Origin of the sequence: Nocardia sp. NPDC049526 (assembly GCF_044465765.1) — a bacterium.
In the GTDB taxonomy this organism is placed as follows: Bacteria; Actinomycetota; Actinomycetes; order Mycobacteriales; family Mycobacteriaceae; genus Nocardia.
Genome location: NZ_JBITMA010000002.1, coordinates 406,725 through 425,647 on the forward strand (window position 1 = coordinate 406,725; position 18,923 = coordinate 425,647).

14 protein-coding genes are annotated in these 18,923 nt (G+C 65.2%); 7 read left to right on the forward strand and 7 right to left on the reverse strand.

Translation table 11 applies throughout. The annotated features are described in order from the left end of the window. Positions 1-208: 208 nt before the first annotated feature. Together ACIBW7_RS06480 and ACIBW7_RS06485 are read right to left on the reverse strand one after the other, a co-directional pair. On the reverse strand, positions 209-1,864 hold the full coding sequence (locus ACIBW7_RS06480; protein WP_397044753.1) for a hypothetical protein: 1,656 nt from the start codon (positions 1,862-1,864) through the stop codon (positions 209-211). Positions 1,865-1,872: 8 nt separating this feature from the next. Beyond that, complete coding sequence (locus ACIBW7_RS06485; RefSeq protein WP_397044754.1) at positions 1,873-2,388, reverse strand: hypothetical protein; 516 nt, start codon at positions 2,386-2,388, stop codon at positions 1,873-1,875. A gap of 106 nt (positions 2,389-2,494) precedes the next feature. Between ACIBW7_RS06485 and ACIBW7_RS06490 the strand changes: the two genes are divergently transcribed. Further along, complete coding sequence (locus ACIBW7_RS06490) at positions 2,495-3,160, forward strand: RNA polymerase sigma factor (RefSeq protein WP_397044756.1); 666 nt, start codon at positions 2,495-2,497, stop codon at positions 3,158-3,160. A 27-nt stretch (positions 3,161-3,187) separates the two neighbouring features. Here ACIBW7_RS06490 and ACIBW7_RS06495 read toward each other — a convergent pair whose 3' ends face one another. Then, entirely contained in the window at positions 3,188-7,351 is a 4,164-nt protein-coding gene (locus ACIBW7_RS06495) for a trypsin-like peptidase domain-containing protein (RefSeq protein WP_397044758.1), read from the reverse strand. Between the two features lie 194 nt (positions 7,352-7,545). Between ACIBW7_RS06495 and ACIBW7_RS06500 the strand changes: the two genes are divergently transcribed. From ACIBW7_RS06500 to ACIBW7_RS06515, 4 genes are all read left to right on the forward strand, one after another. Further along, positions 7,546-8,997 (forward strand): MFS transporter, encoded by a 1,452-nt coding sequence (locus ACIBW7_RS06500; protein ID WP_397044760.1) that lies wholly within the window; start codon positions 7,546-7,548, stop codon positions 8,995-8,997. A 133-nt stretch (positions 8,998-9,130) separates the two neighbouring features. After that, positions 9,131-10,201, forward strand: a complete 1,071-nt coding sequence (locus ACIBW7_RS06505; protein WP_397044762.1) for an LLM class flavin-dependent oxidoreductase — start codon at positions 9,131-9,133, stop codon at positions 10,199-10,201. Further along, positions 10,198-11,616 carry an NtaA/DmoA family FMN-dependent monooxygenase gene (locus ACIBW7_RS06510; RefSeq protein WP_397044765.1) on the forward strand — a complete coding sequence of 473 codons (1,419 nt, stop codon included), beginning with the start codon at positions 10,198-10,200 and terminating at the stop codon, positions 11,614-11,616. The genes ACIBW7_RS06505 and ACIBW7_RS06510 overlap by 4 nt, the downstream gene beginning before the upstream one ends. Positions 11,617-11,718: 102 nt before the next feature. Further along, complete coding sequence (locus ACIBW7_RS06515; protein ID WP_397044767.1) at positions 11,719-13,317, forward strand: GMC family oxidoreductase; 1,599 nt, start codon at positions 11,719-11,721, stop codon at positions 13,315-13,317. A gap of 360 nt (positions 13,318-13,677) precedes the next feature. On the opposite strand, the gene ACIBW7_RS06520 is transcribed toward ACIBW7_RS06515, so the two are convergent. Then, positions 13,678-14,025 carry a DoxX family protein gene (locus ACIBW7_RS06520; protein ID WP_397044768.1) on the reverse strand — a complete coding sequence of 116 codons (348 nt, stop codon included), beginning with the start codon at positions 14,023-14,025 and terminating at the stop codon, positions 13,678-13,680. Positions 14,026-14,128: 103 nt separating this feature from the next. Between ACIBW7_RS06520 and ACIBW7_RS06525 the strand changes: the two genes are divergently transcribed. Beyond that, positions 14,129-15,013, forward strand: a complete 885-nt coding sequence (locus ACIBW7_RS06525) for a sigma-70 family RNA polymerase sigma factor (RefSeq protein WP_397044770.1) — start codon at positions 14,129-14,131, stop codon at positions 15,011-15,013. Between the two features lie 255 nt (positions 15,014-15,268). Here ACIBW7_RS06525 and ilvD read toward each other — a convergent pair whose 3' ends face one another. Then, positions 15,269-16,975: a dihydroxy-acid dehydratase gene (gene ilvD / locus ACIBW7_RS06530; protein WP_397044772.1), complete on the reverse strand. Its 1,707-nt coding sequence runs from the start codon at positions 16,973-16,975 to the stop codon at positions 15,269-15,271. A 57-nt stretch (positions 16,976-17,032) separates the two neighbouring features. Next, on the reverse strand, positions 17,033-17,452 hold the full coding sequence (locus ACIBW7_RS06535; RefSeq protein WP_397044774.1) for a MarR family winged helix-turn-helix transcriptional regulator: 420 nt from the start codon (positions 17,450-17,452) through the stop codon (positions 17,033-17,035). Between the two features lie 67 nt (positions 17,453-17,519). Between ACIBW7_RS06535 and ACIBW7_RS06540 the strand changes: the two genes are divergently transcribed. Beyond that, positions 17,520-18,323: an alpha/beta fold hydrolase gene (locus tag ACIBW7_RS06540; protein WP_397044776.1), complete on the forward strand. Its 804-nt coding sequence runs from the start codon at positions 17,520-17,522 to the stop codon at positions 18,321-18,323. Here ACIBW7_RS06540 and ACIBW7_RS06545 read toward each other — a convergent pair. Continuing rightward, complete coding sequence (locus tag ACIBW7_RS06545; RefSeq protein WP_397044778.1) at positions 18,313-18,786, reverse strand: HAD-IIIC family phosphatase; 474 nt, start codon at positions 18,784-18,786, stop codon at positions 18,313-18,315. The two genes, ACIBW7_RS06540 and ACIBW7_RS06545, sit on opposite strands and share 11 nt — an antisense overlap. Positions 18,787-18,923: the final 137 nt, after the last annotated feature.

The following is an 18,923-nucleotide window of genomic DNA, read 5'->3' on the forward strand; positions in this document are numbered from 1 at the left end:
TTCGAGCGTTGTGCGGATCTGGCGCAGCAGCGGCCGCAGTTCGGTCTCGTCGAGCCTTCGGTGCGCCCGCCACTGTGCGGTCGCGATCGCGGCGACGACGTCGGGCACGAGCACACCGCAGCGGTGATCCGGTTCGGGCGCGAGCGGATTCAGGCGTGCGTGCAGCAGCCCGACCAATGCTCGGGCCGCCGAAACCACACTGTCGGGATCACTTTCGCACTTCCATGATCGCCCGCACCCGAGTGTCCGTGAGTTCCCGCGCGACAGCCGGATGCTCTCGCATGCGCGCGACGATCCGTCGCGCGCCGACTCCGGCAATCTCTGTTCCGACATAAGAGACGAGGTAGACAACGAACGCGGAAAGATATGCGCCCGAACCGATTACGCCGATCACCGCGAGCAACGGAAAGACGACCATCACAGCCGAGAGCATCATGAGCACGATCAGCCTCATCGCACCGAGGCTCCTCGATTTGCGATTCCAAACCCGCTGACACGACGGGCATCGTTCGACGTCGACCACCATCTGCTCGGTGATCGTGCGCCTTCGTACCAACCGCACCCGGGCCGTGGATTCCGGTGAACTCAACTGACCGCAGAACCAACAGAACTGGCGTCCTTCATGCCCGATCGTCGCAGCCATACGCACCACGCCGATGAGAAACTGCGTGTCGCCGGTCGCCGCGAGTGCCTGCGCCCGGCGCAACAGCGCGTCTGCGCTCCGTGAATCGCACATCGCCGTCAGACGCGACGAGACGGCGGTGACGATGGCCAGCACGACGTCGTCACAGCACTCGTCGAACTCTTCCGGCGACATGCTCGGAATTTCAGCGAGCAGGATAAGCACGCCTTCCGACGAATCCAGCAGCGTCGCAACATCTCTCAACTCATGATCAGGTCGGGCACCGACGGGCGCGCGCATCTCGTCACAGAGCGTGCGGAGCTCGTTGGTCAGGAACGTGCCTCTGTCTTTGTCGATGTAGCGGATCAGCACGGAGTTGCTGGTGAGTGACCGAGCCCGCGTGAGCAGCTGCGCGCACGAACTGGCGTCGCCCGTTTCATTGCCGTAGGCGGCGATACACCATCGTGCGCTGACGGCGATCTCGTCGCAGAGCGTCGCTACCGACGCGCGGCCCGGCGCTTTCCCGATGACCCGGGCCAAGTGTTCGGCCTGCGTGATCAGCTGCTGGGCGATGACCAATCCTCGCCGGTGGTCCCCCCTAACCTGATCCTGTGCCGCAGCCGCGCGTCGCCGGATGTCGTCGAGCACGGGCCGAATCGCAGTCGCGATCTCGGTACCGGCCAGTCGCTCGTCGCCGGATGCCATCCGCACGGCAACGCGCACCTGATCCGCAGCCGCCGAATCGTCCCCGCATTCGACCGCGCGGGCAAACAGTGCGGCGTTGACCGAAACCAACAGTGCCGGCAGCAGCCGCCGCAACTGGTCGACGAAGTCGGGACGGATCTCCGGCTCGTCCAACTGCAGAATCCGGTCACGCAGATAGTCCCAGCCGGCCTCCTCGGCGGCGGCTTCCTGCCAGTGCAACCACACAACCGCCCAGTCGACCCCGGCCGCGGGACCGGCCAGGGCCTTCGCGTGCGCGTCGACGGCGCGATTGTGCGCTTCGTAACCCGGCCAGTACCAGAAGAATTCGTCGACGACCCGGCGCATCGGGTTGCCCAGTTGCCGGCAGGCCTCGGCAATCCGCTCGTCACCTCGCGCCTCCTCGGCACGTCGCCGGACCGCGCGAGCCGATGCCGTGATGCCCAGGTCGGCCAATCGAAAACTATTGTGCTGGTACATCTGCGGGCCGACAAAACGGCGCATGCCCGTCTCGTAGCCGGCCTCGGCCGTTGGAATCATCGTTCGCCCTATGCTCGAGGCTGTGCGGGACGATAATCGAGCCAAAGCTTGGTCGCTGGAACCGCGACGAGGATGAGCGTGATAATCGCTGGTGTCTGGACGACAAGCGTGGCCAGTATCGAACGACCGACTTTCAATCGGACGGTGCTGTCATCTCCAAAACCGGCAATTGCCATATACGCGAGCATGATCCAGCCGACCGAAATGTTGGTGATGCACGCTGCCAGCACAAGCGACCGGCCCTGGATCCTTCTGCGGAACAGCTGGACGGCTCCCGCCGCCAGCAGGACTCCCACAACAAGCCCGAAGAGACCGATGAGGGCGATCGTCGGCTTGAACCAGGTTGGCCACTCGCCGTCGATATCGGCATCGGCTGGTGTCGATCCGATCACCAGGCCCGCGAGAATGACTCCGAACAGGTGTGATGCGGCGCCGAGGCTGGCCAATACACCTGCTGTGAGAGCAGTGAAGCCCCGGGGCGGATTGCCGGAAAGCTGTTGAGGTGTTGCCGAATCAGGTTTCATACCCCCCTCAACCCTGGGAGGGTGCAAAAGGTTGTGCCGAGTTCGAACCAAACCTTTTCGTGCACATTTCTGTTGTAGTCGAGTAGGACACGGAAGGGCGGTTCAGATGAGCACCACAGACGATGGCGACTGGGTTCGTGACGTTGCGCTCATCGCGCTACTAGGCGCGGTGCTGCAGGACTGTGCGCGAGAACCGCTGTCATTGCTCGCGAGTGCTCCTCGGACGTCGGTGATCCGGATCGGGCGTGGCGGCGCTGATTCGGCGCGGCCGTTCGATGAACTGCTCATCGAGGCATACGAATCGACCAAGGACATGCTGTTGGCTTCGGTGACAAAACAGGTCGGGAGCCGCACCGACGCGGAAGACATCGTCCAGACCGCGTTTATGCGCGTCTACGCCGCACGCCCCGATATCACCGCCCCCGAAGAGCTGCGCCGCTACATCTGGACCGCCGCGAAGAACCTGACGCGCGATACCTGGCGGCGAGCCGCGAACGAACGCGACCGTGTCGATCCCGATGGCGAGACCAGGATCGCGCAGCTGGCAGACGGTGCCGGACTAGCGTTCGACGATCTCATCGCGCTGCGGCACATGCTTATCGCGGCTCTGAATGCCATACCAGCCCGCGAACGCGAGGCAGTGGTCGTTCGCGCGTTCGAGGGAAACACCTATGCCGAAACAGCCGCGATCATGGGCGTGGGCGACGGGACTGTGAAGGCCTATGTGCATACCGCGCTCAAACGGCTCCGGGCGAACCTCGAAGCAGCTTGATACACAATCGAATTCAACGGTCGCCTGTCAGTCGCTCTCGCATGGCCGCTTGCTGTCGACGCCGCGCGGGATCTTGTCCCGTTCGGCCTCGGTGTAATCACGATCGCTGATCGCGCACAGCCGTTGCTGAATATTGTTGCGGTCGAGGTTGATTCGGATCGGTCCCTGGTCGGACAGACCGATCAGGGTCGTTCCGATCAGCTTCCAAACCATGGTGGAGCCAGGCACAGTGAACTTCGTGCTGGTCCCTGTCCGGGTGTCCCACACTTCGACCTCGGACTTATTGCCGAGTACCACAAGACCATCCGGTGACCAGCCGGCGACGACGGAGTCGTGTGGTACCGGCGGTATGTCCAACTTCGCCGATTCGCCAGTGGCGGTGTTCCAGCGGAACAATGCTCCCGAGTCATCCCGAACCAACACCTCGGTGTTCCCGGGATTCATATGGACATTCGCCACACCTTCACCCGGCAGTTCGAACGAGCGAACCAGTGCGCCGCTGTCGAGATTCCACAGCTGCAGCGACGTGCCGGCGATATTGACAACTACCGAGTCTGTCGACGCGTAACCGACGAGAGTTGCCGCTTTTGCGGGAGTCCGTAAATCGTCGAGATTGTGGCTGAGCAAGACCTGACCGCCGATCTGTCGACCGTCGCCGATGTGCCAGCGCGTGATGGCTCCCGCGTACAGCGCGGCCACTTCGTCGTCGTCGCGGATGGCGAAGGTTACGAACGATGAATCCGCCGAATTCAAACCCGAGGGCGTCGGGAGTGGTATTCGACCTATCTCGTCGAAGGCCGGCATCAGCACAACGGCAACCCGCGAAGTGCCGGTCCACATCAGGGCGTGCCGCCCATCGGGAGTGAAGGCGAGCATCGCGTGTGGCCAAATACGAAGCGTGAAACCGGGCAGGCTGAAGAGGAGACGCATCGACTGCATGTCGATGACTTCGAAGGTTTCGCCGCGAGAGCCCGCGACATAGCGACCGTCGGGACTCCACAAGGCCGTGACGTCGTCAGGCGTGATCTCGGGCCAATCAGAATTGGACTCCGCTGCCGCCCCGTATCGCTCGATGCCGTTACTCGCCGCATAGATCAACACCGGACCAGCCGCGGTGAGGTGTACCGCAGGAGCGACCGCGTCGGAACTGTGTCGAACCTGGACCTGATAAACACGTCCAGTCGCTATGTGGACGAGCTTCGCGATCCCGAACGCATCCCTGTTCTCGCCGGAATATTCGATCGCGAATTGTCCTGTGCTGTCGAGTCGCAACGATCCGCAGGTGCCGAGACCGACCCTGCGACGTTCGGCACCGTCGGCGCCGCGAATGATCAGCGTCTTCGCGTCATCGGTGCATTCGACGGTCAGGCCATCCGGTGTGACGTAACGACCCGGCCAATCACGAACTGGCCGACCGCTTTTCAGATCGTAAATGACCCGGTGAACTTTGAGATCGACATCCGTCTCCGAGAGCCACAGGGTCTCGTTCGCGGAGTCGACCCGCGCGATGATCCGGGTCGGCATGCCATCGGCAGGAATGTCGGGCAGCCGATGGGGTGGTCCGGACAGGTCATATCGTTCGATCACATCGGGATCGCCGAGATAGGTGCCATGGCCCCGCTGCGGGTCGACAGAAATGAACAGCTGTCGGCCATCCTGGGAGAACTTTGCGACGAGCGCCGTTCTTCCCACGACATCCGCACCGTCGGGACGAACGGTGACGGGACCGGATCGAGTCGACACGTCCCACAGCGCGATGCCGCCACGATCGTTCAGGATCGCCAGCTTGCCGCCATCAGGACTCATACGTGCGCCGATAACATTCGGCACCGTGGCCACCCGCCACGGCGAGGGCGGTCCGCTGAGAAATCCCGTCCAGACCGTGACATTGCCGTTCGATTCGGCAGTTGCCAAGACCGAACCGTCCACGCTGAAGTCCGCGGACTTCACATCGGACCAAAGGTCGTTGTATGCGGCCTCCAATGAGCCCAGCCGAACCTGTTCGAGCAGCTGACCCGCTCGAACGTCTGCATTGTCGGGGGCGAATCTTCCTGCGGCTTGCGCGAATTGGAGCGCCCTCGACGGATCGGTGTTACCGAGCACTTCCGATTGCTGGGCTAGGTTGATGCCGGCCTGCTCGCGTAACTGTGCCGTCCGGGCCTGACTGGTGCGGTAGGCGACGATCGCGGTGCCGGAGGCGACCAGGGCGAGTACGGTGACCACCGCGGTGACGGTCCACAAACGCCGCACCTCGCGCCGACGCAGTCGGCGGGACGCGGCGACGTACAGCCGATGCGCTGCAGGGATTTCGGGTTTGCGCTTGTCGACCCAGTCGAGCGCATCCTCCAGCGTCTTGCCGTGCAACAGCGCGCCGTTGTCGTGTTCGGATAGCTCCCACTTCTGGCGGTCCCGTTCGATTTGCTGCTGCCAGGCGCGGAAGTCGCGGTCATCCTGCAGCCAGCCGCGTAGTCGCGACCAGTTGTCGATGAGGGCCTGGTGCGCCAGTTCTACGATATCGGTTCCCTGCGCGTCGCGGCCGACGACAACCAGCCGGTCACGCGCCAATCGCCCAGCGACACTGCGTAGTTCGGGGAAATCACCCATCGACACCACCGACCGGACGAAACTCTCTCCGCTGGACGCGGGTGCGGCAAGCAGCTTCAGTAGGCGTCGTACGTCGAATTCCTCGACCGGATTGGTGAACTGGGCCAGCACCTGGTCAGCACGTTCGGTAAAGAAACCCGTTGCGCGGCCCACTTTTTCGTAGTCGTCGATGGTCAAAGACGCGCTGCCGCGCCGATCCCACAGTTGCGTCAGAGTCGACTCGAGTAGTGGCAGCGCACCCGGCTCGCCCACCGTATCGTCGACAAGACGCTCGACCAGCGCCGGCTGCAGGTCGACGCCGGGCGCATGGTCCGCGGGCCGCTGGATGGCGGCGCGGAGCTGGTCACGACCCATCGGCGCCAGCGGCACCGTCGCCCCGTCGAGAAAGCTGGCGAGGTCCGCGTCGATCAGGTTGTTCAGCGCATCCCACCGCAACGTGAGCAGAATTCGGATGCGTCCCTCGGTATCGGCGCGGGTGAGCTCCATCAGCCATTGCAGCACCGCGCGCGCCCGCTCCGGCGCGGTCGCAGCCAGATCCTCGAACTGATCCGCGAACAGCACCAAGCCCTCCGGCGGCACGCGCTCGAGCAAGCGCGCCACCGAATCGTCGACGGTCCCCGGCGCACGCGCCGCCTGCTCCGCCAGCAGTGTCGAAAGCCGGCCGCCGTCCGGAAAATCGAATCGTGGAGTCATCGCTCGGACCACCGGCGTGGCCGCATCGCCCGGCGACACCTCGCCGGCAAGCCGGAAGGTCGCGATCTGCCGCCCCTGTGCGCGGAGCCGGGGGATCACCCCCGCGCGAATGAGCGACGATTTGCCGATGCCCGACGGCCCGGCCACCGCGACGAACGGTCGCTGCCGCAGCGCCGCCAACGCGCGATCGATGTCGTCGTCTCGACCGTAGAAGTAGTCCGCGTGTTCCTCGTCGAACGGCTCCAGCCCACGATAGGGATTGGGGACGAACGCGGGGTCCATGCCGAGTACTTCGGCGATCGGGATCATGAACGCGGTTCCGGTGTACCCGCGCGGGTCGGCGACCGCCGCCATCCCCACTACCGCGTCTGTTCCGCTGTCCCACACCGGTGCACCGCTGAACCCTCGCGTGATCGGCTGACCGCCGACCCGCTGCAGTTGCAGCCAGCCGGTGCCCTGCCGTTCCCGGAACTCGCCCGACGCCCAGACACCGTCGGGCAACTCCGCCGGAAAGCCGAACATCCGGAACTCGCGCCCCCACGGGTCAATGGCACGCCAAAACGGCGGTGGCACAACCGAATCGCCTACGGCGTCGTCCAGTTCCAGAATCGCGATATCACCTCGACCGTCCCCCGCGATCGGTGTCCACCGGCGCACCCGCGCACGCCGCGCCCCGACCAACGGCAGCAACGGAAAGTCCACCGCCACAATCGAGTCCGGCGGCTGCACATCATTTGGATCGGTACCGGCCGCGAACGCGATCACGTGCGCGCACGTCGCGACGATATTCGGGCCTACCAAGAATCCTGCGCCGCCGACCTGACCTGTGGTCGTGCAGATCCGCGCATGCGCCGAGCCGAACCGAGCGACAGCGCTCGAACCACCTGCAGTCATGGCCCCTCTCCCTGTATACCCGAACGAACATATCGCGGCACAAGAGGGCTGGAGATCGAAAGCGATATCGTCGGTGATCATCTCGCCGCGTTTCCACGGCATTCGCCGCGTCCACCGGTCGGTATCCAGGTGTTGCCAGTACCAGTGTTATCGGACTCCTGTTACTGGTGTCGGATCGGTTGCAAGCTCATGACATGACTCAGACCCTGCAGCCGGGTAACGCTGCGGCCACGTCGGCCGTCGCGGGATCGGCAGTTCAACCCGCCGCGTTCGGTGCGCGGCGGACCATCGCGGTGCTCGCGGTGTTGCTCACCGGGCAGTTCATGGCGGTACTCGATGCCTCGATCGTGAATGTCGCCATTCCTTCTATTCGTACTTCGTTGCATACCAGTGGATCCGCGCTGCAGTTGATCGTCGCGGGGTATGTGATCGCCTATGCCGTGCTGCTCGTGACCGGTGCGCGATTGGGTGATCGGTTCACTCAGCGCCGTACCTTCATCACCGGGCTCGCGGTGTTCACCGTTGCCTCGCTGGCCTGCGGGTTGGCATGGAATGAGTTCTCGCTCATCGTATTCCGGTTCCTGCAGGGCGCGGGAGCCGCGGCGATGATTCCGCAGATCATGACCATGATCCAGCGGAATTTCACCGGCAATGCCAGGGCCAAGGCGCTCAGTGCTTACTCGGCGATCATTTCCGGCGGTATGGTCGTCGGTCAGGTGGCGGGCGGATTGATCGTCAATGCCGACCTTTTCGGGAGCACCTGGCGCGGTGTATTCCTGGTGAATGTGCCGATCGGTGCGGTGCTTCTGCTGATTGCGCCGCGGGTATTGCCCACGGCAACAGCGCGATTCGATCGGAAACTCGATCTCGCGGGTCTGACCATGCTTACCGTCTCGGTGCTGCTGCTCGTGTTGCCTCTGGTGCTGGGACATGAGCAGGACTGGCCGCTGTGGACATGGATCATGCTGGGCGCCAGCGTGATCGGTGTCGGAATGTTCGTGGCGATCGAGCGGCTGGTCGCGGCACGCGACGGTGAACCGCTGTTCGCGCAGCGGGTGCTGAAGTCGCCGGGCCTGGCGCTCACCGCGGGCACGCTGTTCACGATCATGGCGACCTTCGGGGGCTGGATGTTCGTCATGGCGATCCACCTGCAGAGCACCCTCGGCTACACCGCACTGCACGCGGGTCTGCTGTTCATCCCGATGGGCGTGACCTTCGCGCTGGCCAGTTTGAACTGGGAGCGCATCCCACATCGCCTGCACGCCAACATGATTCCGTTCGGACTGGTGGTCGGCGCGGCCACCATGGTGGCGCTGGGCATGATGCTGCGCAACGGCGCCGACTTCGGTCCGCTGCCGCTGGTCGTCTTCGGGATCCAGGGCATCGGTTTCGGCCTGGCCTTCAGCCCGCTGATGACCCGCACCCTGGCCAGGATTCCGGTGGCCCTTGCGGCCGATGCCAGCGGCATTCTGGTGACCAGTGTGCAGCTCGGCATCGTGGTCGGGATCGCCTGCTTCGGGTCGGTATTCCTCGGCCTCGCGGGCAGTACGGTGCTGTCGGCCGCACATGCGTTGGGCGGCACCGCAATTGCGGAGGGCGTGACGGTATTGGTTGCCGCGGCACTGTCTGCAGGCGCCGCGCGGTAGTGCAACCGATCCCGGATTCGCTCGGTGGGCGAATCCGGGATCACCGCTATTGCGCGATCGTCGGCGGTGTGGATTCGGATCATCGCGACGCAAATCATGGCGGGCGCGGTCAAGTTTGACAATCGTCATACCGATGAGCGGAAATGTCTTCGCGGTAGGCATCGAATTGGATGGCGAGGGATATCACCCGGCCGCCTGGCGGCGGGCCGCACATGCGCCAGACCACTTGCTCACCGGCACTACGCTGCGCAAACGGGTGAGCGCGGCCGAGAATGCCGGTTTCACCCTCGCCACCTTCGACGATTCGATCCTGCCGCCCACAGGGCATCCGGCGGGGCGGATCGACGGGGTGACGCGGGCTTCGTTCGTCGCGGCGACAACCAGCACAATCGGGCTGGCGGCCACGGTCGCGACCACCTACGCGGAGCCGTTCCACACGTCGTCACAACTGGCCACGCTCGACTACGCCTCGCGTGGGCGCGGCGGGTGGATCGCCACGACCGATCCCGCGGCCGCCACCACCTGGGGACGACCGCCGCGTACTACCGAAGCGGAACTCGCACGCGAACAACAGGATTCGATCGAGGTCGCGCGTCGACTGTGGGATTCGTGGGAAGACGACGCCGTGGTACGCGACTATGCGGCGAGCCGATTCCTGGATCGAGACAAGCTGCACTACATCGACTTCAGCGGCGAAACATTCTCGGTGAAGGGGCCGGCGATCGTGCCTCGGCCGCCGCAGGGGCAGGTGGTCGTCTTCGCGCATGACACCGGTGATGCCGACGTCATCCTGGTCACCGGAACCGACCTCGCTCAGACCCTCGCCGCCGCCGACCACGCGCGGGCCACCGGTGCACTGGTATTCGCGGAACTCGCTGTTGCCCTGGACATTCCGCACGCGACGGCCGCCGAACGCCTCGCCGACCTGGGCAAGTACGCGACCGTGCATCGCACCGAGCGCCTGCCGTTCTCGGGCTCCCCGACCGAACTCGTGGACCTCATCACCGAACTCGCTCACCACGTCGACGGCGTGCGCCTGCATCCGGCCGTTATCGACGAAGACCTCCCAGCGCTGGCGCGTTACGTCCTGCCCGCCCTGTTCCGCGCCGGTGTCGCGCACCGTCCGGTGCCGGGTTCGACCCTGCGCGCCAATCTCGGCCTGGAACGGCCGATCAACCGTTACGCGAAGGATCAGCACAAATGAGTACAGCATCGCGCAGTGATTCAGTGCGGGGTGGCGGTCGGGCGACGGGTGGACCCGACGTTCCCTTCCCCGACGCACAGGTTCATTTCGGCGTTTTCTTCCAGGGCGTCAACCACAGCACCATCTGGTCGGATTCGAGCAGCGGCTCGCAGATCGACTTCGAAACCTTCCGGCATATCGTCACCACGGCCGAGCGCGGACTCTTCGACGCATTCTTCCTCGGTGAAGGCCTACGCCTGCGCGAGCAGAACGGAAAGCTGCTCGATACCGATATCGCCGGACGTCCCGACGCCATTGCCCAGTTGGCGGCGCTGGCCGGGATCACCGGCCGGATCGGTTTGGTCGCCACCCAGAACACCACTTACAACGAACCCGCCGATCTCGCCCGCCGACTCGCAGGCCTGGATCTGCTGTCCGGCGGTCGTGCGGGCTGGAACGCGGTCACCACCGACAATGCCTGGACCGGTGAGAATTTCCGGCGCGGCGGCTTCCTCGACCACGCGCAGCGCTACGAGCGTGCGGGCGAATTCATTCGGACGGCCCGCGAGATCTGGGATGCCTGGGCCGACAACGCGATCGCGACCTCGCGCCACGATACCGAATGGTCCGCACCGGATTCGGTGCGGACGGTCAGCCGCGACAACGAGCACTTCCAAGTCTCGATCACACCGACCCTGCCGCGCAGCGCGCAGGGCCATCCGGTGATCTTCCAGGCCGGTGATTCACCCGCGGGCCGCGATTTCGCAGCGACCCATGCCGAGGTCATCTTCTCCAGGCACGGAACACATTTCGACGCCGCGCTCGCATTCGCGAACGATATTCGGGCCCGCCTGGAACGCGCGGGCCGACCGGCCGATGACATCAAAATCCTGCCCGGCACACAGATCGTATTGGCGGAGCGGGAATCCGAGGTCGAGGAGAAGGCGCGCTGGGTGCTGGAGGGCCAATTCACCGGACAGACCGCGCTTTCCCTGGTCGGGCAGGTGTGGGGTCGCGATCTGTCGGATCTCGATCCGGACGGTCCGCTGCCCGCGGAGGACCCACAGCCCCGAGTGATTTCGGGCGAGCGCGGCGCACAGCGCGACGGTCAGGATCCGGTAGCGATCGCCCGGGAGTGGCGGGCGCTGGCCGAGGCCAAGAATCTGTCGCTGCGCCAGGTCGCCATCGAAACCTCGCAGCGGTCCGGATTCGCCGGGACACCGAGCCAGGTCGCCGACGAACTCACCCGCTGGGTCCGCCACGGCGCGACCCACGGGTTCAATATCTCGCCGTATCTGGTGCCCACCGGACTCGACGAGATCGTCGACTGGCTGATTCCGGAATTACAGGAGCGCGGGTCGTATCGCACCGCATACACCGGCACCACCCTGCGCGAACATCTCGGGCTGCGACCGCCGCTGACCAGGCGCAGATAACCAGGTCCGTTCCCGAAACACAGCCGGTTTGTCAGGAAACCGAACCCGAGGCCGCGTCTTACTCGTATGTTTGCCATACGCAGTGCAGATCGGAGTGGGACAGTGCAAGCAGGGGTTACCGCGGATTATGTGATCGTCGGCTCCGGATCGGCCGGCGCGGTCCTGGCCAACCGGCTCAGCGTCGATCCGAATGTGTCGGTGGTGGTGCTGGAAGCCGGACCGCCGGATAAGAACAAGTACGCCCATATTCCGGCGGCATTCGCGAAGCTGTTCCGCTCGGAGGTGGATTGGGACTACCTCACCGAACCGCAGCCCGAGCTGAAGAATCGGCAGATCTACTGGCCGCGCGGCAAAATGTTCGGTGGATCGTCATCGATGAACGCGATGATGTGGGTGCGCGGATTCCGTGCCGACTACGACGAGTGGGCATTGCTGGCCGGGGACGAGTGGGGGTTCTCGGCGGCGGTCGAGCAGTTCCGCAAGATCGAGACCGTCGAGGACGCCCAGTATCCGGATGAGGGCGCGACCGGGCCGCTGCATATTTCGCGGCAGCGCAGTCCGCGCGCATTGACCGCGGCGTATTTGGCCGCGGTCAATGAGTCCGGATTCCTTGTGGAGCCACCGAACCGGCCGCAGCCGGAGGGGTTCAGCGAGACCATGGTCACCCAGCGCGGCGGCAGGCGGTGGAGTACGGCCGATGGGTATCTGAAGCCGGCGATGCGCCGCGCGAATCTCACCGTGCATACCGAGGCGCTCGCGTCGCGGATCATCTTCGAGACCTCGCCGACCGGAAGGCCGCGCGCGACCGGTGTGGAGTACCGCAAGGACGGCGTCACACAGACGGTGTCCGCCAGGCGCGAGGTGGTGCTCTGCGGTGGTGCGATCAATAGCCCGCAGCTGCTCATGCTCTCGGGTATCGGTGATGAGGACGAGCTGGCGCGCCATCACATTCCGCTTGTGCACCATGCGCCCGAGGTGGGCGCCAATCTGCAGGACCACCTGGTTGCGGCGCTCGGCTACGGTGTCGAATCCGATTCGCTGTTCACGGCGGAGAAGCCACGTCAGCTGCTCGATTATCTGATCCGGCACCGCGGCATGCTCACCTCCAATGTCGGTGAGGCCTACGGGTTCATCCGCAGCCGGTCCGATCTCGAATTGCCGGATCTGGAATTGATTTTCGCGCCCGCGCCGTTCTTCTACGAGGGTCTCGTGGATCCGACCGAGCACGGGGTCGTGCTGGCGACGGTGCTGTTGCGGCCGCACAGCCGCGGCCGGATCTCGCTGGGTTCCGGTGATCCCACCGCCAAACCGGTCATCGACCCACGCTATCTCTCCGATAGCGGTGGCGCGGACCGGGCCGCGATCATGTCTGGTTTGCGTGTGTGCGCCGAACTGGCCGCCGCTCCGGCTCTGAAGGCGGTGCTCGGGCCGCTGATCTATCCTCCGCAGGCTCCGGCCGAGCTCGAGGCCGCGATGGAATTGACACTGAACGGCTACTCGCACACCCTGTATCACCCGGTCGGCACCTGTCGTATGGGTACCGATGCGGGCAGTGTCGTCACGCCGCGACTGGAAGTGCGCGGGGTGCAAGGACTCCGCGTTGCGGACGCGTCGGTGATGCCGTTGCTGATCCGCGGGCACACACATGCGCCGAGTGTGTTCATCGGTGAGCAGGCGGCGCATTTCATCCACCACGGTTAGCGTGCTGCCGTAGGCGAAGGCTCGATGCGGCCGCGATCTGGCATGCGGAATGTGCCGGGCGGGCAAGGGAATCAGTCGCCCCTGGGATCAGTGCCGCAAAAATCGTGCCCGTGATGGCATGCAGTGCAATATCGCATCGCCTGCGTGTGCGCATAACGTGCTGTGCCGCACCGGATGTCAATGCGCCCGGCCTGGCCGACTGGTGGGACGCCGCTGCGCTCGCCTCGTTGATGCGAGTCATCTGGTCGCGGCTGACAGGCGGTGCGACAACACCTGACAGGAGACACACCCAGCCGGATAGCGGCGCGACGACAGCCAGCAGCGCGGCTGCTCGATCGGAGGCACGTGGGCGTTGCCGGGTCAGGCGTAGGCGAACAGGGCGAGGGAGGCTGCGGACAGGATCAGGTATGGCATGGGATAAGCGATATCGGTGTACCACTTGGCTCGGATGATGGTGATTTCTGCACCGAGGAAATACAGCACCAGGCAGAGGGCGGCGGCGAGGCCCAGTGGCGGGATGGCCAGGCCGATCAGGAGGCCGAGGCCACCGAGGGCTTTCAGGATGGCCAGTGGGTTGAGGGTCCATTGCGGGAGGCCGTAGCCGCGCATGGTCTCGCGCACCTGGTCCGCCTTGACGATATCGAACCCGGTAGCGACGAATGCGGCTGCGGCGGCGAGGACGGTGACAACGACATATGCGACAAACATGGGAACTACCCTCCAGGTATCTCGGTTCTGCGGGTCTGCGATCGTGGGTGGGACACCCGATCGCCCTATTCACGTGACGGATGCCGACCGCGAAAGGTGACCGATGCACGCACAGGAATTGTTGGCGCGACGATTCGAGACGCACCGCGATCACCTGCACGCGGTCGCCTACCGGATGCTCGGATCGGCCAGTGAAGCCGAGGATGCGGTGCAGGAGGCCTGGCTGCGGCTGGACCGCTCCGACACGAGCGAGGTCGAGAATCTGGCGGGCTGGTTGACCACGGTGGTCTCCCGGATCTGCCTCGATATGCTGCGCTCGCGGACCGCTCGGCGCGAGGATCCGATCGATCGGATCGCCGAACTCGGCGACGCCGCCTACGACCGCGATCCGGAAAGCGAGGCAGTGCTGATCGATTCGGTCGGGCGCGCGCTACTGGTGGTGCTGGATAGGCTCGGTCCCGATGAGCGTGTGGCGTTCGTGCTGCACGACATGTTCGCCGTTCCCTTCGATCAGATCGCGCCGATCGTCGGGCGCACCAACGCCGCCACCAAGAAACTCGCCAGCCGGGCTCGGACCCGGGCGCACGGCGATGCGACCGCTACCACCGCCGAACTCGCGCAGCAGCGACATGTCGTGGATGCCTTCCTCGCAGCCGCCCGCAGCGGTGATCTCGACGCACTGCTCGCGGTCCTCGCGCCCGATGTGGTGCGTACAGCCGATCCGGCCGCGCTGCCCTCGGGTATGGCGCCGGTCGCGCGGGGTGCGCAGGCGGTGGCCCGCGAGACCGTCATCCTGCGCCGCCGCTCTCAGGTCGCCACGCTGGCGCTGGTCGACGGAGCGGTCGGCATCATTGTCGCGCCGCGCGGCAAACTACTGCTCGCGCTTGCGGTTACGGTCGAGGGCGACCGAATCGCGGGCTACGAGGTGATCGCCGATCCGACCCGCCTGCGGCACCTGGAGATCGCCGTCCTTCCCGAATTGCCCTGAGCCAGGGGAAATTCAGGCGTCGCGCAGCTGACGAGGGCGACTTCAGCCGCAGACGACACCCAAGGACGCCGACCAACTTCGAATACTCGGCGAGCGCGCCGCCACGCGTCGCAAAGATTCCGAGACCTCGGTATGACAGGTGGGCTTGTCGTGCAGGCGAGCCGGATGGTCGCTTACCGAATGCATCCGAACCACCATGTGACTCATCTCGGCGGCCGATCCGGCCAACGGCATCGACAGTCGACGACTCCTGCTTCAGTCGCAGACAGCACCGAAGGACGCCGAGCCGACCAACTTCGAGTATTTGGCGAGCACGCCACGGGTGTAGCGCGACGGCAAAGGTTTCCAGCCTTCGCGGCGGCGGTCGATTTCTTCGGGGGCGACGAGAAGGTCGAGGGTGCCTGCGGCGACGTCGAGGCGGATCTGGTCGCCGTCGTGGACGAAGGCGATCGGCCCAGCATCGACCGCCTCGGGAGCGACATGGCCGACGCACAGACCGGTGGTGCCGCCGGAGAAGCGTCCGTCGGTGAGCAGCAGCACGTCCTTGCCGAGGCCCGCACCCTTGATAGCCGCGGTGATCGCGAGCATCTCGCGCATACCGGGACCGCCCTTGGGCCCCTCGTAGCGGATGACCACCACATCGCCCGCAGTGATCGTGCCGTCCTCCAGCGCGTCCATCGCCGACCGCTCGCGATCGAAAACCCGTGCCGTACCGGTGAATACGTCGGAATCGAAACCTGCCGACTTGACCACCGCGCCGCCGGGCGCGAGCGATCCGGCAAGGATCGTGATGCCACCGGTCGGGTGGATCGGAGATGTCATGGCCCGCACCACTTTTCCGTCGGGATCCGGCGGGGCGATGGTGGCGAGGTTCTCCGCGACCGTGCGACCGGTGACGGTCAGGCAGTCGCCGTGTAGCAGTCCGGCATCGAGCAGTGCCTTCATCATCACCGGCACGCCGCCGATCCGGTCGACATCCGTCATCACATGTCGCCCGAAGGGCTTCACATCGGCGAGGTGCGGCACCCGGCGGCCGATGCGCGCGAAATCCTCGAGTGCCAGATCAACTCTCGCGTCGTGGGCGATCGCGAGCAGATGCAGTACGGCATTGGTGGAGCCGCCGAACGCCATCACCACCGCAATCGCGTTCTCGAATGCCTCCTTGGTGAGGATGTCGGCCGTCGTGATTCCCCGCCGCAGCAATTCCACCACCGCCTCACCGCTGCGCCGCGCGTAGCCGTCGCGGCGCCGATCGGTCGCGGGCGGTGCCGCACTGCCGGGCAGCGACATACCCAATGCCTCGGCCGCGCTCGCCATGGTGTTGGCGGTGTACATGCCGCCGCAGGCACCCTCACCCGGACAGATGGCCCGTTCGATGGCGTCCACATCCTCGCGGCTCATCAAACCGCGCGAGCAGGCGCCGACCGCCTCGAACGCATCGATGATCGTCACTTCCCGCTCACTGCCATCGCTGAGTTTCGCGATTCCGGGCAGGATCGAGCCCGCGTACAGGAACACACTCGCCAGGTTCAGCCGCGCCGCCGCCATCAGCATGCCGGGCAAGGATTTATCGCATCCGGCCAGCAGCACCGAACCATCGAGCCGCTCGGCCTGCATCACGGTTTCCACGCTGTCGGCGATCACCTCCCGCGATACCAGGGAGAAATGCATGCCCTCATGTCCCATGGAGATGCCGTCGGAGACCGAAATGGTCCCGAACTCCATCGGATACCCGCCGCCCGCGAACACCCCCTCCTTGCTCGCCTTGGCGAGCCGGTCCAGCGACAGATTGCACGGCGTGATCTCGTTCCACGAGGAGGCCACCCCGATCTGCGACTTCCCCCAGTCGCCGTCGTCCATACCGACCGCCCGCAGCATGCCACGCGCGGCCGTCTTCTCCAGACCATCGGTGACATCGCGACTACGCGGCTTGATATCGGGACCGTTCGGATCATTGACCATGGCCACATCATTCCCCGCCCGCATCCCCACCGCCGCCGACCACGCCGATCAGGGTGATTATCCGTGCGTTCCGATTCGCTGGAGCAGCTCGAGCAGGATCGCGCGTTCGCCGGCGGACAATGCGGCGAAGGATTCGGTCAATACCTCGTTCGCGACCCGATGACCGGCGCGCAGGACCTGCTCGCCTGCGACGGTCAACCGGTGTTCGATGGCGCGACCGCGACCGGGGGTGCGTTCGATGAGACCGCGGGTCACGAGCCGGTTGGCGAGGGTGCCGAAGGCCTGCTCGCTCTGGAATGTCTCCTCGGCCAAGGCGCGTGCGGTGGAACCGGGATTGCGGTCGATGGCGCGCAAGGCGTCCCACTGGGCGAGGGTGGTCCCTACGGTCGCGAGCCGACTGTCCAACGCACGGTGGTGGCGGTACTGCGCCTGTTTGACGGCGCGTCCAAGGGCTTGCAGATCACCAGGCATGGACATGACCCTAACAGTATGACTAAGCTTGTTTATATCAATATGTTTAGTCAATGGATCGAGGAGCTTGACGATGACCGCAGACACCCGGCCACAACCGCCGCTCACAATCGCCGAATCAGGCAGCGGCCCAACAGTTCTCGTCCTGCATGGCGGCGCGGGGCCGGCCTCGGTGGCCGGTATCGCCGAGCACCTTTCCCGCTCGTCTCGTGTGATTGCACCGACGCATCCGGGTTGGAATGGCACACCGTTGGCATTCGACAGCATCGGCGATCTTTCACACGCCTACCTGGACCTGCTCCGCGATCGCGATCTGCACGACGTTTTCGTCGTCGGCTCCTCGATCGGCGGCTGGATTGCCGCCGAAATGGCCGTCCGTGATCACGACCGCCGGATCGGCGGACTCGTGCTGATCGATGCGACCGGCGTATGGTTCGACGACGAACCGATCGCCGACTTCTTCGCCCTCGACGCCCGTGGCGTGGCCGAGCACTCCTACCACGACCCCGCGCGCTTCTACCAAGACCCCGCCGATATTCCCGCCGCACAATCGGCCATACGCCAAGGGAATATGGCCGCACTACGGAATTATGCGGCCGACCCGTACATGCACAATCCCCGGCTACTCCCCCGACTCGCCGCCGTCACCACCCCCACCCTGTTGCTCTGGGGCGAAAGCGATCGCATCGTCACCCCGGCCTACGGCGCGGCCTATGCCGCCGCCTTCGCCGATGCCCGCTTCGAAATCATCCGTGCGGCGGGGCATTTGCCCCAACTGGAACAGCCCGAGGCCACTTTCGACCGCATCGACGGATTCCTCCAGTCGGTGCGGATCGGATCGGTGACACCCGTCGACTCGACGGGCCCTACCCCCTGACGCTCGCGAACCCCATGGGCGGCGTGGGCGACGGCCCCGTGCGCAGTATGGGTCGGAAGTCGGGAAGTGCGGGCAGCACATCGGCATTGCGGGCGGCATAGCAGCGCACGCGCGGGAGTGCCCGTGTTACCTCCGCGCGCTCCACCGGTTCGGCATCGATGAACCCGATGGTGTCCAGTTCCAGGCCGAGGGTGTGCGCGATCCGCAATAGCGAAGCCGATTTGCGGCCCCAGCCGATCTCGATGGCCGAGAACATGTCGTAGAGCCCGTGCCGGTAGAGCTTTTTGAGGGTGAGGTCGCGGTCGCTGCGGCTGGCCACGGCGTGCCAGATGCCGCGCTCGCTGAGCTTCAGCAGCGTGCGCAGGGCGGCGGGGCGTGGTGCGCCGCTCGTCGCGTCGCAGACGACACCATCCCAGAGGGTGTTGTCCAATTCCCAGACAAGACATCTCAGAGCCGGTGCCATCGCCTGCCCCTATCGGTTGGTCATCGCTGCCTCTCCTGCCGTGTCGTCGGCAGATGGGCTACTGCGAAAACCATCCAGCGAACGGCACGTACCGGACAAGCCCCCGCTTTCTTGGGAGCTCATTCGGCCGAGGTGAT

Excerpts from the sequence above, each read along its gene's own strand:
- ACIBW7_RS06480 (WP_397044753.1), bottom strand. The coding sequence starts at position 1,864 with ATGATTCCAACGGCCGAGGCCGGCTACGAGACGGGCATGCGCCGTTTT.
- ACIBW7_RS06500 (WP_397044760.1), top strand. The coding sequence starts at position 7,546 with ATGACTCAGACCCTGCAGCCGGGTAACGCTGCGGCCACGTCGGCCGTC.
- ACIBW7_RS06525 (WP_397044770.1), top strand. The coding sequence starts at position 14,129 with ATGCACGCACAGGAATTGTTGGCGCGACGATTCGAGACGCACCGCGAT.
- ACIBW7_RS06490 (WP_397044756.1), top strand. The coding sequence starts at position 2,495 with ATGAGCACCACAGACGATGGCGACTGGGTTCGTGACGTTGCGCTCATC.
- ACIBW7_RS06485 (WP_397044754.1), bottom strand. The coding sequence starts at position 2,388 with ATGAAACCTGATTCGGCAACACCTCAACAGCTTTCCGGCAATCCGCCC.
- ACIBW7_RS06495 (WP_397044758.1), bottom strand. The coding sequence starts at position 7,351 with ATGACTGCAGGTGGTTCGAGCGCTGTCGCTCGGTTCGGCTCGGCGCAT.
- ACIBW7_RS06535 (WP_397044774.1), bottom strand. The coding sequence starts at position 17,452 with ATGTCCATGCCTGGTGATCTGCAAGCCCTTGGACGCGCCGTCAAACAG.
- ACIBW7_RS06510 (WP_397044765.1), top strand. The coding sequence starts at position 10,198 with ATGAGTACAGCATCGCGCAGTGATTCAGTGCGGGGTGGCGGTCGGGCG.
- ACIBW7_RS06540 (WP_397044776.1), top strand. The coding sequence starts at position 17,520 with ATGACCGCAGACACCCGGCCACAACCGCCGCTCACAATCGCCGAATCA.
- ACIBW7_RS06505 (WP_397044762.1), top strand. The coding sequence starts at position 9,131 with ATGAGCGGAAATGTCTTCGCGGTAGGCATCGAATTGGATGGCGAGGGA.
- ilvD (WP_397044772.1), bottom strand. The coding sequence starts at position 16,975 with ATGGTCAATGATCCGAACGGTCCCGATATCAAGCCGCGTAGTCGCGAT.
- ACIBW7_RS06520 (WP_397044768.1), bottom strand. The coding sequence starts at position 14,025 with ATGTTTGTCGCATATGTCGTTGTCACCGTCCTCGCCGCCGCAGCCGCA.
- ACIBW7_RS06545 (WP_397044778.1), bottom strand. The coding sequence starts at position 18,786 with ATGGCACCGGCTCTGAGATGTCTTGTCTGGGAATTGGACAACACCCTC.